Genomic DNA, 15,739 nt, shown 5'->3' with positions numbered 1-15,739 from the left:
TTGCACGCCCAGGCGGTCGCAATACGCAGCGCCCGAGCACCTTTACTCATTATGGCTGTCATTTCTCTTTCATCGGCGCAACTTGCGTTCGGTCACGTCGCGCTGCTCGATCACGCGGAATTTTCACTGGAAACCTCGGAGCGGGTCGGCCTGATCGGCCGCAACGGCACCGGCAAATCCTCGCTGTTGAAGGTCATCTCGGGCAAGTTCAAGCTCGACGATGGCTTGTTGGTGATGCAGCAAGGCATCAAGATCGCCTATGTGGAGCAGGAACCGCAGTTCGATCCCGAGATGTCGGTGTTTAATGCGGTGGCGTCCGGCATGGGCGAATCGCAGGCGTGGCTGAAGGAATACGACGAGCTGACGGGCCAGTTTGGCCAGGGCAATGACGACGAATTGATGGAGCGCATGCATGACATCCAGGTCAAGCTCGATGCGGCTGACGCCTGGAGCTTGCCGAACAAGGTGGAAACCGTGCTCGACCGCTTGAACCTGACCGGCGACATGCTGATGAAAACCCTGTCGGGCGGGATGCAGAAGCGCGTCGCGCTGGCGCGCGCGCTGGTCTCGGCGCCCGATGTGCTGCTGCTCGACGAGCCGACCAACCATCTGGATTTCACCTCGATTTTGTGGCTGGAAGGCCTGCTGCGCGACTTCAAGGGCAGCGTGCTGTTCATTACCCACGATCGCTCCTTCCTCGACAATGTGTCCACGCGGATTATCGAACTCGACCGCGGCCGCCTGCTGTCGTACCCGGGCAACTTCACCACCTACCAGACCCGCAAGGCCGAGCAGCTGGAAAACGAAGAGGTGGAAAACGCCAAGTTCGACAAATTCCTGGCGCAGGAGGAAGTGTGGATACGCAAAGGTGTCAAGGCACGCCGCGTGCGTGACGAAGGCCGCGTGCGCCGCCTCGAAGCGCTGCGCCTGACGCGCAATGCGCGCCGTGACCAGCAGGGCCAGGTCAAGCTGGAAGTCGGTTCGAGCGAACGCTCGGGCAAGATCGTGGCCGAGCTGGAAAATGTCAGCAAGCGCTTTGGCGACCGCGTGATCATCGACAACTTCAGCGGCACCATCCTGCGCGGCGACAAGGTCGGCCTGATCGGCGCCAACGGCGCCGGCAAGACCACCTTGCTCAAGATGATCCTCGGCGAACTGGCGCCCGATACGGGAACCGCCAAGCTGGGCACCAAGCTGCAGGTGGCGTACTTCGACCAGATGCGCACCCAGCTCAATGAAGAAGCGAGCCTGATCGAAACCATTTCGCCGGGCAGCGACTGGGTCGAGATCAATGGCCAGCGCAAGCACTCGATGAGCTACCTGAACGATTTCCTGTTCTCGCCCGAGCGTGCACGCTCGCCCGTCAAGACGCTGTCCGGTGGCGAGCGCAACCGCTTGCTGCTGGCGCGCCTGTTCGCCAAGCCGGCCAACTGCCTGGTGCTCGATGAGCCGACCAACGATCTGGACATCGACACGCTGGAGCTGCTGGAAGAGTTGCTGGAAGACTACAAGGGCACCGTGTTCCTGGTCAGCCACGACCGCACCTTCCTCGACAACGTGGTGACCCAGGTGGTGGTGGCCGAAGGCGCCGGCAAGTGGCGCGAATTCGTCGGCGGCTACACGGACTGGGAGCGCGTGCGCACCTTGCCGGCGGCCACCGCGCCGGCCAGCAAGCCTGCCGCCAAGGCCGAGGCTGCGGCGGCGCCTGCCGCCAAGAAAAAACTCAGCTACAAGGAGCAGCGCGAACTGGACGAATTGCCGAAGCTGATCGCCAAGCTGGAAGACGAGCAGTCGGTGCTGGCGGCCGAATTGTCGCATCCCGACTTCTACAAGAAGACGCCGGCGGAAGGCAAGCGCCTGAACGCGCGCGTGGCCGAGATTGAAAGCGAATTGCTCGACGCCCTCGAAAAATGGGAGCAGATCGAAGCGCGCACAAACAGTTAACAGTTTTTTATCCCTTGTTGTAATTAAAAGCACGATTCTTTGCCATCGCTCGATCGTGCTTGATATAATTATATTTTTTACATCGAGGGATGCATGTTTGCAATTAAAAACACGCCACCTGCACCACCCGCGCCAGCGCGCCTGGCGCGTCTGACGCCACCCTGCGTGCGCCGGCATGGTTGAGCGCGCCACCTTGCAGCGGGTGGCGCCTTTCCTGGCCTACCTGTTCTTCATCTTTCTCGCCGATATGCTGGGCCGCCTGGGCCATGCGCCGCACGAATTGCGCTGGCTGTACGCGCTGAAGATCGGTGTCGTGCTGGGCCTGCTGTTGTATTGGCGCCGCAGTTACACGGAACTGGCCTCGTTTGCGCTCGGTGCGCGCGCGATCGCCGTCGCCTTGCTGACCGGGACTGTTGTTTTTTTGCTGTGGATTTGCCTGGACACGGACTGGATGAGCATCGGCAAGGCGGACGGTTTCGATCCGCGTAACGATGGCCGGATCGAATGGAGCCTGGTGTTGCTGCGGATCGCCGGCGCCGCGCTGGTGGTGCCTGTCATGGAAGAGTTGTTCTGGCGTTCCTTCCTGCTGCGCTGGCTCGATGCGGCCGATTTCCTGGCGCGCGCGCCGCGCCTGGCCAGCGCCAGGGCCTTCGTCGTGAGCGTGTTGCTGTTTGGCATTGAACACAATTTATGGCTGGCCGGCATGGTGGCCGGTGCCGCCTATACCGTCTTGTACATGCGCAGCGGGTCCTTGTGGTCGCCCATCCTGGCGCACGGCGTGACAAATGGCGTGTTGGGGCTCTGGATAATTTCTGGTGGGCACTGGAATTACTGGTAGTATTGTTTGTCAACTGATTGACTTGTCAAAGACTAAATCCATGTTGAATTTTTTGCATAAAAAAGCAATTGCCAGCGCCATCTCGGCGCCCCCTGGTCTGGGCGCCGTGGTGCTGCTGTTCGGCACCCTGGCCAGTCCCTGCGCACTGGCCGATATCAGCGACACCATCAAGCCGTTCGCCGCCGCGTCGTATTCCTACGACGATAACCTGATGCGCTTGCCCGATGTGGTGGCGGGCTTTGACGGGCCGCGCTCGGATACGTCGCGCCTGCTGCAAGCCGGTTTCCTGTTCAATCGCCCGATCGGGCGGCAGATATTGACGGGCCAGGCCAAGTGGTCGAAGGTCAGTTTCAACCGCTTCAATCAATTCGATTACGACGGCAAGGATTTCCTGGCCGATCTGGAATGGCATGTCGGCAATCATCTGGAAGGCCATGCGGGCGCCAGTTATTCGCAAACCCTGACGCCGTTCAGCGACTTCCAGAGCAATGTGCGCAACCTGCGCACCGAGCGGCGCGAGTATGTCGACGGCGCCTGGCGCTTTCATCCCAGCTGGCGCGTGCGCAGCGGCATCACGCGCGAGCGCTATTCCTACGACCTGCCGGCGCAGGCGTTTTCGAACTGGAGCGAAGACGCGACGGAACTGGGGCTGGACTACCTGGCGCCCAGTGGCAGCCGCATCGGCCTGCAGTTGCGCCACCTCGACGGCAGCTATCCGAACCGCCTCGGCGACGCCTCGGCGGTGTATGGCAATGGCTATCGCCAGGACGAGGCCAAGGCGAATATCTATTGGGAACTGAGCGGCATCACTCAGATCGAGTTTCTCGGCGGCTGGGTACGCCACCGCAACAAGATGCTGGCGGGCCGCGACAGCAGCGGCAGCAATGGCCGCCTCAGCGTGTACTGGCAGCCGCTGGGCAAGGTGCGTTTCACGGGCATGGTCTGGCGTGAATTCGGTTCGGTCGACAATTCCCTGGTCACCAGCAGCCTGAATACGGGCGCCAGCCTGGGCAGCGTCTGGACCATCTCGGCCAAGGTGCGCGCCGAAGCGCAGCTGCGCCGCGTACGGCGCGATTTTTCCGCCGTCAGCGGCCTGACCTTGCCCGGCGACGGCCGCGACACCACCAGCACCGCCTCGCTGGGCCTGACCTATGCGCCGCATCCCAAGGTGCAACTGGGCGCGCGCGTGTTCCACGAGCGGCGCACCGGCGCGTCCATCATCGATAGCGGCAACTACCGCGCCAAAGGCGTTTCTTTCAATGGCAGTGTACAGTTTTAAACAATGAACATGACGGTCAACGATATTCCCCTGATTTCCTTCTTTCAACGGGTCCTCGATCCCCTGGTCATCATGGGGCTGCTTTACCTGCTGGCGTTCGCTTCCGGCTCGCCTTTTACCGGCTATACGCTGGTGCTGATGATACTGGCCATCTTCATTTCGTCGACCGTGTTCCATCATGTCGACCCCTACCGCACCTGGCGCAGCGGGCGCATGCTGGCGTATGCGCGCGACATCCTGATCGGCTGGGGCATCACGGCCCTGATCCTGGTCTTCCTCGGCTCGGCCACCGGCCTGGCCTATCATTTCGATACCGATGTGGTACTGGCCTGGCTGGTCCTGACGCCGTTCGTCTTGCTCGCCTGTCATCTGGCGGCGCGCAAGTTCAGCCTGCGTCCCGATGGCGAAAGCGAGGTGCGCTCGGTGGTGATCATCGGCGCCAATGACGCCAGCCTGAAGTTTGCCGCCACGATCGCGCGCAATCCCAACCTGTTCATGAGCGTGCGCGGCTTTTTCGACGACCGCACCGATGACCGCTGGCCCGAGAAGATGCGCGAGCCGATGCTGGGACGCATGAACGATATCGCCGCCTATGTGCGCGAACACCATATCAAGATGATCTTCATCAGCCAGCCCATTTCGGCCCAGCCGCGCATCCGCAAGATGCTCGACGACCTTGAAGACACGACGGCGTCGGTGTATTTTTTGCCCGATATTTATATCTTCGACTTGATGCAGGCGCGTTTCGACAATGTGGGCGGCATGCCCGTGATCGCCATCCGCGAGTCGCCGTTTACAGGCTATAACAGCATGATCAAGCGCGGCAGCGATATCGTGCTGGGCTTGCTGATCCAGATTTTGTTGCTGCCGGTAATGCTGGTCATCGCCATTGCCGTCAAGCTCAGTTCGAAAGGCCCGGTGATTTTCCGCCAGCGCCGCTACGGCCTGTACGGCGAAGAGATCGTGGTCTACAAGTTCCGTTCCATGACGGTGGGCGAGGATGGCGACAAGGTGGTGCAGGCCACCAGGAACGACCAGCGGGTGACCAAGGTCGGCGCATTCCTGCGCCGCAGTTCGCTCGACGAATTGCCGCAGTTTTTCAACGTGCTGCAAGGCCGCATGAGCATCGTCGGGCCGCGCCCGCATGCGGTGGTGCATAACGAGCAATACCGCAAGTTGATCAAAGGCTACATGCTGCGCCACAAGGTCAAGCCCGGCATTACCGGCTGGGCGCAGGTGAACGGTTTGCGCGGCGAGACCGAAACGCTCGACAAGATGGAGGCGCGCATCCATTTCGACCTCGATTACCTGCGCAACTGGTCGCTCTGGCTCGATTTGTGGATTATCATACGCACCGTGAAAGTGGTGCTGGCGCGTGAAAATGCGCATTGACGTGCGCCCGGGTCGTTGCAGGATGACGCCACTGTTAAAAATAGCGTTTGAATAAACGTTGTGCGGGATTAAACCGCGTTAAAATGGCGCATCGTGCTGCCGAGTGCGCCGTCCCATGGTGACAGGCGCGTCAAGCGCGTGATTGCCGGTCCGCGTGTTGCGGTGGTTTGCCTTCCTCCTGGAAAGGCTGCGATCATGTTCTCCCTCTCCCGGCCTTGCCCCTGCCGGCGTTGCGTTACCGTTACTGGTAGCTTGCAAGGCAACGCGACTCATCATCAACAAGCATTATCGCCGCGTCTGATGCATAATTATTTGCAATCAAGAAGACGTTGGAAAAAGTTGTTTTTTTATCTTGTTAGTAGATATTTAGGCAAATATTTCGCTTGTTGAGATGTGTCAGCTGTATTATATTTACAAGATTGTTAATTGTTTGATGCATATCCATGTCTTGGGGAAAACATCGGGCGATGACCGTGCCGCACACCAGCGCCGGGCCGTTCGCCGATTTTCCCGCCGAGGTATGCATCTTCCTGCCGGTTATTGCTAAGGAGCACGCTTGAATCATTTTACCCACTCCGCTTACGCCCCTCGTGCGCCACGCCTGCTGTGCGCCGCGCTGGTCCTGCTGGCCGCGGCCGGCCTGTCCGCCTGCGGCGACAAGGACAAGAAGCCTGGCCAGTCGCTGGCCAGCGTCAATGGCAAGGAAATCACCATCCTGCAGCTCAATGAAGAGCTGCAGCGGGCCGGCGTGCAGTCGTCCCAGCAGGCGGCCGCCAGCAAGCAGCTGCTCGAGTCGCTGATCGACCGCCAGTTGCTGCAAAATGAAGCGGAGAAGGAAAAAGTCGATCGCGATCCGAAAGTCATGCAGGCGATCGAGCGTGCCAAGGCCCTGATCCTGGCGCAGGCCTACATGCAGAAGCGCATCGGCGCCGCCGTGCGCCCGAGCAAGCCGGAAGTCGAGGCCTATTTCACGCAGAATCCGCAGTTTTTCACCCAGCGCAAGCAATTCGACATGCGCCAGCTGATCCTGCCGACCAGCGCGCTCAACGATGAACTGAAGGCCGTGATCGATGGCGCCAAGTCGCTCGAAGACGTGGCGCAATGGCTCGATGGCCACAAGGTCGCCTACGCCCGCAGCCAGGTGTCGCGCACCAGCGCCGACCTGGCGCCGGAACTGAGCAGCAAGCTGGCGGCGATGACGAAAGGGCAGTTGTTCATCGTGCGCGAAGGCGAGCGCAGCCTGCTGGTGTCGCTGGCCGACGTGAAGGACAGCCCGGTCGGCCTGGACGCGGCTACGCCGCAGATCGAACAATTCCTCGCCAACAAGAAAAGCAAGGATGCCGCCGACGCCGAGCTGAAACGCCTGCGCACCAGCGCCAAGATCGAGTATTTCAACAAGGACGCGGCCCCGGCCGCCGCAGCCGTCCCGGCGCCGGCTGGCACGCCGGCAGCTCCGGCGGGCAGCAGCAATGAAGCCAATGAGCGTGGCGTGGCCGGCTTGAAGTAAGTGCGGCCATTACGTAATTCAACATCAGCACTAACCTAGGGGTATCAGTAATCATGAAACGACTCGCAAACTGGATGATGGCGGCCTTTTTGTTCCTGGCCGCGGGCATGGCCGGCGCCGCCGATGTGCCGCTCGGCGCCGGTGACGTCCTGAAAATCTCCGTCTACGGCAACCCGGACCTGGGCCTGGAGACGCGCGTGAGCGAGGCGGGCCAGATCACCTTCCCGCTGGTGGGTGCGGTCGATATCGGCGGCCTGTCGGCCTCGGCGGCGGAAAAGAAACTCGGCGGCCTGCTCGAAAGCGGCGGCTACCTGCGCAAGGCGCAGGTGAACATCATCGTCACCAGCCTGCAAAGCCAGCAGGCCTCGGTGCTGGGACAAGTCAACCGCCCGGGCCGCTATCCGCTGGAAGGCAAGCGCACCGTGATGGACATGCTGGCCATGGCCGGCGGCATGAATCCCGAAGGATCGGACCAGGTCAGCCTGATCCGCAAGCGCGCCGGCAGCACCTCGCGTGACGTGATCGAGATCCTCGACATCGTGCGCAATGGCGACCTGAAGGGCGACATGGACGTGTCGGGCAACGACATCATCTACGTCGAGCGCGCGCCGCGCTTCTACATCTATGGCGAAGTCCAGCGCCCCGGCGCGTTCCGCCTGGAACGCAACATGACCGTGGTGCAAGCCCTGGCCGTCGGCGGCGGCCTGACACAGCGCGGCACCGAACGCGGCGTGCGCATCAAGCGCCGCAATGCGGCCGGCCAGGTCGAAGTGATCCAGGCCAAGCACGACGACCTGCTGCTGGTCGACGATGTCGTGTATGTCCAGGAAAGCCTGTTCTAAGCGCGTACCCGCGCCTCATCGTCAAGTATTGAAAGTCTCATCATGAATCTCTCCCAACTGTTGCTGATCCTGCGGGCGCGCAAGACCATCGTCTTGCTGACCCTCCTGATCACCGTCGCGCTGGCGCTGGGCGTCAGCCTGGTCTTGCCGAAGACCTACAAGGCCACCAGCACCTTGCTGATGAACTACAAGGGCATCGACCCCCTGACCGGCGTGACGCTGCCGGGCCAGCTGCTGCCCGGCTACATGGCGACCCAGGTCGACATCATCGGCAGCAAGAACGTCGCGCTGCGCGTGGTTGACCAGCTTGAGCTGGCCCGCAGCCCGGCCGTCATCGCCCAGTTCAACGAGGCGGCGAAAGGCAAGGGCACGGTGCGCGACTGGCTGGCCGACCTGCTGCTGAAAAAACTCGAAGTGATGCCCTCGCGCGAAAGCAGCGTGGTCGACATCAGCTTCAAGGGCGCCGACCCGCAATTCGTGGCGGCCGTGTCGAATGCGTTCGCCGAGCAATACCAGAAGGTCAGCATCCAGCTGAAGGTCGATCCGATGCGCAAGGCGACCACCTATTTCGACGACCAGACCAAGCTGCTGCGCGACAACGTGGAACAGGCGCAAAGCCGCTTGTCGAAATACCAGCAGGACAATGGCATCGTCAGTCTCGACAACCGCCTCGACGTGGAATCGAACCGCCTGAACGACCTGTCGGCGCAGCTGGTCATCGCCCAGGGCCAGTCGATGGAAGCGACCTCGCGCCAGCGCATGGCATCCGGCGGCAATACTTCCGAATCGCCCGACGTGGCCTCGAACCCGCTGATCCAGAGCCTCAAATTGGGCCTGGGCAATGCCGAAGGCAAGCTGGCCGAGCTGGGCCAGCGCCTGGACCGCAATCACCCGCAATACCAGAGCGCCAAGGCCGAAGTCGACAAGCTGCGCCGCGACCTGGCCGAGCAGACCCGCGCCACCTCTCAGAGCGTGGGCAACAATGCGCAGATTTTGCAACAGCGCGAGGCGTCGATCCGCGCCGCCCTGGCCGCGCAAAAGGCCAAGGTACTGGAACTGAACCGCACGCGCGATGAAATAGGCGTCATGAGCAAGGACGTGGAAAGCGCCCAGCGCGCCTTCGACGTGACGTCGCAGCGCCTGTCGCAAACGCGCATCGAAGGCCAGGCCGAGCAGTCCGACATCGCCATGCTCAATCCGGCCGTGGCGCCGATCCAGCCGGACAGCCCGAATATTCCGCGCAACGTGCTGCTGTCGATTTTCGTCGGTATCATGCTGGGCTGCGGCATCGCCCTGCTGGCCGAATTGCTGGACCGCCGCATCCGTTCCGACCAGGACCTGAGCGACGTGCTGCAGATTCCGGTGTTCGGCGTGGTCGACTGGAAACCGAAACAGCGCCGCATGCGCGGCCTGCGTGGCTTGCTGCCGCGCCGCCTGCGACTCAATTGAGATGGAACTGACATGACATCAAGTGCACATGTATTGAATAGTACGCCGCAGCCGCGCGGCGCCGACTCCAGCATCGGCGGCCTGCTGCTCGAATCGGGCAAGATCACGCCGGAAAACGCCGAGCGCGTGCTGCGCATGCAGAAGGAACTGGGCATCCGCTTCGGCGAAGCGGCGCAGCGCCTGGGCCTGATCACGGAAGCGGACATCCAGCAAGTGCTGGCGCGCCAGTTCGACTATCCCTATCTGCAGCCGGGCGCCGGCAAGTATCCGCAGGAACTGGTGGCGGCCTATCAGCCTTTCAGCTCGCAGGTGGAAATCCTGCGCGCCGTGCGCAGCCAGCTGATGCTGCGCTGGTTTGCCCGCGGCAGCAAGTCGCTGGTGGTGCTGGGCATGGAACCGGGCGATGGCGCCAGCCTGTTTACGGCCAACCTGGCGGTGGTGTTTTCCCAGCTGGGCGAGCACACCTTGCTGGTCGACGCCAACCTGCGCAAGCCGCGCCAGCATGAAATCTTCGACCTGAAGACACGCCAGGGCCTGTCCGACGTGCTGGCCGGACGTGCCGAACTCGACATCATCGCCAAGGTGGAGTCGTTTGTCGCCCTGTCGGTGCTGGCGGCGGGCACCTTGCCGCCGAATCCACAGGAATTGCTCAGCCGCAGTTCCTTTGTCACGCTCAACAAGCAGCTGGAAAGCCGCTACGACGCGGTGCTGTACGACGTGCCGGCCTACACCACCGGTTCCGACGCGATCGCGGTGGCCGCGCGCGCCGGCGGCGTGCTGCTGGTGGCGCGCAAGAACAAGACGCCGATGGCGGACGTGGCCGCCATGTCCGAGCAGATGACGCAAAGCGGAGCCCAGGTGGTCGGTTCCGTGATGGTTGATTTTTGATGGCTGCGCACGGCCACGCCATTCCGCCGGCCCGTACCGGCCGCTTTGCGCTGCCCGACTGGCTGCCGCTGGCGCTGGGCTTCCTGGCCATGCTGCTGCCCAGCCTGGTCGGCCTGTTTCGCGGCATCTGGTCCACCGAAGAGCAGGCGCACGGTCCCATCATCCTGGTCCTGTCGCTGTGGCTGATCTACCGCAAGTGGCCCGAGATGCTGGCGGCCAGCGCCGGCGCCCCGTCCAGCCGCGCCGGCTGGCCGCTGCTGGTGGCGTCCTTGCTGCTGTACGTGCTGGGCTGTTCGCAGCAGATATTGTCGCTGGAAATCCTGGCCCTGATCGGCACCGGCCTGGCGCTGCTGCTGCTCAAGCGCGGCCGTCCTGCCGCGCGCGTGCTGTGGTTCCCCTTCTTTTTCATGCTGTTCATGGTGCCGCTGCCGCTGCCGCTGGTCACCACCCTGACCATGCCGATGAAGATGGCCGTATCGTATGTCACCGAACACCTGCTGTTCCTGGCCGGCTATCCGATCGCGCGCACCGGCGTGATCCTGCAGATCGGCCAATACCAGCTGCTGGTGGCCGACGCCTGCGCCGGCCTGCAGACCCTGCTCACGCTCGAAGCGCTGGGCCTGTTCTACCTTAACCTGGTGCGCCACACCTCGCCGTTCCGCAATATCGTGCTGGCGCTGCTGATCGTGCCGATTTCATTTACCGCCAATGTCATCCGCGTGATGACATTGACCCTGATCACCTATTATTTCGGCGACGCGGCCGGCCAGGGCTTTTTGCACGGCTTTGCCGGCATGGTGCTGTTCATCAGCGCGCTGCTGCTGATTCTTGCCGTTGATTCCTTGCTGCAATGGATCGTGCGCAAGCGCGGCGGTGCTGGCGCACCGGCCGCGGGAGTGGCGCCATGACTGCCTCGTTACGCATGAACTTGCTGCTGGGCGCCTTGCTGCTGGGCGCCGCCATCCTCAGCCGCGCGGTGGCGCCCGGCGTGAAAATGTCTGACCAGCGCCCCAGTTTTTCGCTGGAAACGGCGATACCGCAGGCGTTTGGCGAATGGCGCCTCGACAACACCCTGGTGCCGCTGCAGGTCGATCCGGAAACCCAGTCGCGCCTGAACAAGATCTATAACCAGACCCTGTCGCGCACCTATGTCAATCCGCGCGGCGAACGGGTGATGCTGTCGATCGCCTATGGCGGCGACCAGAGCGACAACATGAGCGTGCACAAGCCCGAGGTCTGCTACGCCGCGCAAGGCTTCCAGGTCGAGCGCGACGAATACGGCGAGCTCGCTACGTCGTACGGCAAGCTGCCCGTCAAGCGCCTGCTGGCGGTGACGGGCAACCGCAGCGAACCGATCACCTACTGGATCACGGTTGGCAACAAGATCAGCAAGGTCGGCCTGCAGCAGCGGCTCGAGCAATTGCGCTACGGGCTGACCGGCACCGTCGCCGACGCCATGCTGTTTCGCGTTTCCAATATCGACACCGACTTGCCGCACTCGTATCAGTTGCAGGCCAATTTCGTCAACAGCCTGCTGGCCAGCATGCCGGCGGCCGAGCGTAGCCGGCTGATCGGCACACCACCGGGCTGATGCGCGCCCACGGCGCCCGTCGCCGTGGCAGACAGTGAGAATCATGGGCAGCGATATCAATCAAAAAAGCGTCAGCGCCGTCAAGTGGGCGGCGATGGGCACGGTCGCCATGTTCGGCCTGCAACTGGTCACGCAAGTGCTGCTGGCGCGCCTGCTGGGTCCGGAAAGCTACGGCTTGTTCGCGATGGGCTTGCTCGTCATGACGTTCAGCAATTTCCTCGCCGATTTCGGCTTTTCCTGGGGCCTGGTGCAAAACCAGACCCTGAACGAGGAAGACGTGCGCTTCACGGTGACCTGGCAGGCCATCACCGGGCTGGCGGCGATGGCCTTGCTGTTCTTTATCGCACCGTGGGTTGCCGTGTATTTCAAGGAACCGCGCATCGCGCCGGTGATCGCCTGGATGAGCCTGACCTGTGTGCTCAATGCGCTGACGGCCACCGGCAGTGGCCTGCTGCGCCGCCAGCTCGATTTCCGCGCGCTCAACATCATCCAGCTGACCAGCTATATCGTCGGCTACCTGATGATCGGCCTGTCGATGGCGTATGCCGGCGCCGGCGTGTGGACCCTGGTGTGCGCCTGGCTGGGCCAGTCGGCCACGGCGCTGCTGCTGACCTATGCGCGCACGCGCTTTTCTCTGCGCCCGCTGCTGTGGTACGAGGGCGCGCGCCGCTCGACGCATGTGGGCCTGACGGTGTTCGTGACCAATCTGTGCAACTGGTTCCTGAACAACCTGGACCGGGTTTTCCTGGGCCGCTTTCTCACCGCCCACGCGGTCGGCGTGTATGCGGTCGGCTACAACCTGGCCAATACGCCCAACGGACTGTTCCTGAACGCGCTGCAGCCGGCGTTTCTCGCCACCGGCGCCAAGTTGCAGGACGACATGCCGCGCCTGCGCGACATGTATGTGTCGGTGCTGGCGACCATCTGGATCGTGATCCTGCCGCTGTTCGTGCTGCTGGCGGTGACGGCGCCGGCCCTGATCGGCGTGCTGTACGGCACCGTCTGGCAAGAGTCCGGCATCGTGCTGGCCATCCTGGCGCTGGCCATGCCGGCCTATATCACCTGGGGCATGTCGACCCCCATCTTGTGGAATACCGGTGGCAAGCACCTGGAAAGCCTGCTGCAGCTGCCGCTGATCGTGGCAGCCGGTGCCATGCTGTTTTGGTTTGCGGGGCAGGGCGCGGCCACCGTGGCGCTGATCGCCGCCGGCACCTTGCTGGCGCGCGCGCTGGTGGTGGGCACGGCCGCCTGCCTGCGCCTGCACGTGGGCCTGCGCGACCTGGCGCCGCTGGCGTCGCGCGGCGTCGCCATGGCGCTGCTGGCCGGCGCCGGCAGCTGGGGCGGCACCGTGCTGGGCGGCATGGCGAGCGGCCATCCGCTGGCCGCTTTCCTGGGCGGAGCCTTGCTGGGCGGCGCGCTGCTGCTGGCCGCCGTGCTGGCCTGGCCGCCGTTGCTGGGCCTGCGCGTGGTCGGCATGCTGGGGCGTTTCAGTCCGCCCGTGCCGGCCGGCGTCATCCGCTATCTGCGCGAGCGCTGCGGCGCCGGCAACCATTTAATCGAACCGCGAGAACTACATGAGTGAAATACTGTTTGGCCTGTTTGCTCTGGTCGCCGCGCTGGTGGTGGTGTTCGTCATTGCCTTGAGCATTCATTGGGGCAGCAAGCGCGCAACCGGCCTGGTGCCGTATGTGTTTTACCCGGTGATGTTGTCGATCGCCGTTACCGCCATGCTGTCGAACCGCGATTTTTCGCTGAGCGAGATCTTGTTGGGCGTCAAGGCGGTGGTGCGCCATCCGGCCACCGTCTGGCTTGGCCGGTTAACCTCGCTGTTCGTGATTTTCGCCTGCGGCGAACGCTTCCTGCACCGCATGACGTCGCGCGAGAAGGCGCAGGCCATGCCGCTGCTGCTGTTCTGGGCTTTCGTGCTGTATTTCCTCAGCAATATCGTCAGCCCGGCCCTGTTTGGCCGCCATATGGAAGTGTCGCATGAATACCTGTACATGTTCCTGGCCGGCTGTGCCGCCATGCTGATGAAGCCCAGGGAAGTGGACTTGAGCATCGTTTCCATGCGCAATGCCAACTTGCTGTTCCTGGTGCTCAGCGCGGGCATGCTGGCCTGGAAGCCGAACATGGTCATCGTCAAGAACTACCATGGCCTGCTGCCTTTCCTCAACGTACGCTATGCGGGGCTGGCCAGCCATGCCAACGTGCTGGGGCCGATGGTGGTGGTGTATCTGCTGTGCCTGTGGCGCAAGCCGTTTGCCTGGCGTCCGCTGAACCTGTTCGCCTGGGTCGTGGGCATTGCCAGCCTGCTGCTGTCGCAATCGAAAACCAACTGGATCGCCTGCATCCTGTGCTTTGCCTGTATCGCGTATTTCGGCTTTCGCGAGCAGATCAAGGAACGCCTGTTCGATTACCGCCGGCCGCAGTTGTCGATCATCGCCATCTTCTGCTTTATCCTGCTGTGCACGATGGGCATGCTGTTAGTGATGTTCGGCAGCCTCGATGCCAAGCTGGCGCGTTTCGCCTCGAGCGACGAAGGTTTTGAACTGATGAGCCTGACGGGCCGCGACGTGATCTGGCAGGTGGCGGTGCAGGAGTGGTACAAGAGTCCGATTTTCGGCTATGGCCTGCCCTTGTGGGATGATGCTTTTCGCGCCAGCATCGGCATGCCATATGCCACGCATGCGCACAGCCAGTTTTACCAGAGCCTGGCCAGTGCCGGCACCATCGGCGTAATCGGCCTGGTGCTATATGCGCTGGTGCTGCTGTACGCTTCGGCGCGCACCGCCAGGGCCAGCCAGGGCCTGTCGATGGCACTGTTCGTGCTGATCGCCAGCCGCTCCTTCAGCGAGGTGCCGCTGTCGCTGTCCGGCTTTGCCGCCGAAGCCCTGACCCATGTGCTGCTGCTGATCATTATCACGGCGAATTATCCGGTGGCCGACAAAGAGGCCGTCAGGGCGCGCAGGGCGCGCATACCGGGGATGGCGTGATGCTGTGTTCGGTTGTTATTCCGCTGTACAACAAGGCGGCGTATATCGAGGCCACCCTGGCTTCGGTGCTGGCGCAAACCCATGCCGACTGGGAAGTGGTGGTGGTCGACGATGGCTCGACCGACGACGGGCCGGCGCGCGTGCAGGCCTGCCTTGATCCGCGCGTGCGGCTGGTGCGCCAGGCCAACGGCGGCGTGTCGCGCGCGCGCAACCGCGGGATCGCGGAAGCGCGTGGCGAACTGGTGTGTTTCCTCGATGCCGATGACTGGTACGCGCCCGACTACCTGCGCACGCAGGCCGGCATGGCGCTGGCCTATCCCGCCGAGTCCTATTTCGCCACCGGCTTCAAGGGCGTCACGCCGGGCGGCGATGTGCGCCTGGCCGATGCGCCCGCCTTGCCGCCGCAGCAGGTGGAAGTCGTTGATGATTTCTTTGCGCGCTGCAATCGGCAATGGCTCTCCTTCTTTACCGGCTCGGTCGCCGCCAGGCGCAGCGCGCTGTTGGCTTTGCAGCCGTGTTTTCCCGAGGGCGAGCAGTTCGGCGAAGACCTGGACCTGTGGTTCCGCCTGGCCGAACGCCACCGCCTGGTGCAGACGGCGCTGCCGCTGGTGGCCTACCGGCTGGACGTGGGCGGCAGCCTGAGCGCCATCTCCGGGCGTGACGTGGTGCTGCCCGTGTTTGCCCGGCTGGAACAGCGCGCCCGCGGCTGGCCGGCCAGCGATCCGGCGCGCCGGCCGGCCTTGCTGCTGGTGTCGAATGCGCGCGTGGTGGTGGCGCGCGAACTGCTCGAAGCGGGCCGCCGCGGCGCGGCGCTGGCCGAAATGGGGCGCGCCATGCGCAACGGCGTCACGCGCCACTGGTGCAGCACGGCCATCATGTGCCTGCTGTTTACACCGGCCATGACCAGGCGCTGGTCGTTGTGGCGAAAATCACGCATCGCCGCTTAATATAGTCGTTGCCGATGGGCATTTCGGTATAATTGAGGGAATTGCCCAAGTTCTTCTTGGTTAAAAAAT

At 63.0% G+C, this 15,739-nt stretch carries 13 protein-coding genes; all 13 read left to right on the top strand.

The window, feature by feature from the left end:
* The first annotated feature begins 51 nt into the window (after positions 1–51).
* Entirely contained in the window at positions 52–1,944 is a 1,893-nt protein-coding gene (locus Q8L25_RS28065) for an ATP-binding cassette domain-containing protein (RefSeq protein WP_308922506.1), read from the top strand.
* Positions 1,945–2,119: 175 nt separating this feature from the next.
* Positions 2,120–2,782, top strand: coding sequence for a CAAX prenyl protease-related protein (locus Q8L25_RS28060; protein ID WP_308922505.1), 663 nt, complete (start codon positions 2,120–2,122; stop codon positions 2,780–2,782).
* A 40-nt stretch (positions 2,783–2,822) separates the two neighbouring features.
* Positions 2,823–4,061, top strand: a complete 1,239-nt coding sequence (gene epsL, locus Q8L25_RS28055; RefSeq protein ID WP_308922504.1) for an XrtB/PEP-CTERM-associated polysaccharide biosynthesis outer membrane protein EpsL — start codon at positions 2,823–2,825, stop codon at positions 4,059–4,061.
* Between the two features lie 9 nt (positions 4,062–4,070).
* Positions 4,071–5,453: an undecaprenyl-phosphate glucose phosphotransferase gene (locus Q8L25_RS28050; protein ID WP_308922503.1), complete on the top strand. Its 1,383-nt coding sequence runs from the start codon at positions 4,071–4,073 to the stop codon at positions 5,451–5,453.
* Positions 5,454–6,009: 556 nt separating this feature from the next.
* Complete coding sequence (locus Q8L25_RS28045) at positions 6,010–6,960, top strand: EpsD family peptidyl-prolyl cis-trans isomerase (protein ID WP_308922502.1); 951 nt, start codon at positions 6,010–6,012, stop codon at positions 6,958–6,960.
* Positions 6,961–7,013: 53 nt separating this feature from the next.
* On the top strand, positions 7,014–7,802 hold the full coding sequence (epsE, locus tag Q8L25_RS28040; RefSeq protein ID WP_308922501.1) for a polysaccharide export protein EpsE: 789 nt from the start codon (positions 7,014–7,016) through the stop codon (positions 7,800–7,802).
* Between the two features lie 42 nt (positions 7,803–7,844).
* Complete coding sequence (gene epsF, locus Q8L25_RS28035) at positions 7,845–9,251, top strand: chain length determinant protein EpsF (protein WP_308922500.1); 1,407 nt, start codon at positions 7,845–7,847, stop codon at positions 9,249–9,251.
* Positions 9,252–9,263: 12 nt separating this feature from the next.
* A complete protein-coding gene (epsG, locus tag Q8L25_RS28030) occupies positions 9,264–10,139 on the top strand; it encodes a chain length determinant protein tyrosine kinase EpsG (RefSeq protein ID WP_308922499.1) in 876 nt (291 codons plus the stop codon).
* Positions 10,139–11,047: an exosortase B gene (gene xrtB / locus Q8L25_RS28025; RefSeq protein ID WP_308922498.1), complete on the top strand. Its 909-nt coding sequence runs from the start codon at positions 10,139–10,141 to the stop codon at positions 11,045–11,047. Before epsG ends, xrtB begins: the two co-directional genes overlap by 1 nt.
* A complete protein-coding gene (epsI, locus tag Q8L25_RS28020) occupies positions 11,044–11,730 on the top strand; it encodes an exosortase-associated protein EpsI, B-type (protein ID WP_308922497.1) in 687 nt (228 codons plus the stop codon). The genes xrtB and epsI overlap by 4 nt, the downstream gene beginning before the upstream one ends.
* Before the next feature lie 43 nt (positions 11,731–11,773).
* Entirely contained in the window at positions 11,774–13,312 is a 1,539-nt protein-coding gene (locus tag Q8L25_RS28015; RefSeq protein ID WP_308922496.1) for a lipopolysaccharide biosynthesis protein, read from the top strand.
* Entirely contained in the window at positions 13,305–14,723 is a 1,419-nt protein-coding gene (locus Q8L25_RS28010) for an O-antigen ligase family protein (protein WP_308922495.1), read from the top strand. The genes Q8L25_RS28015 and Q8L25_RS28010 overlap by 8 nt, the downstream gene beginning before the upstream one ends.
* Complete coding sequence (locus tag Q8L25_RS28005; protein ID WP_308922494.1) at positions 14,723–15,670, top strand: glycosyltransferase family A protein; 948 nt, start codon at positions 14,723–14,725, stop codon at positions 15,668–15,670. The genes Q8L25_RS28010 and Q8L25_RS28005 overlap by 1 nt, the downstream gene beginning before the upstream one ends.
* Positions 15,671–15,739: the final 69 nt, after the last annotated feature.

It is taken from the genome of Janthinobacterium sp. J1-1, from assembly GCF_030944405.1.
In the GTDB taxonomy this organism is placed as follows: Bacteria; Pseudomonadota; Gammaproteobacteria; order Burkholderiales; family Burkholderiaceae_D; genus Janthinobacterium.
The sequence above is the reverse complement of the archived record's forward strand: the minus strand, read 5'-3'. Positions and strand labels throughout refer to the sequence as shown.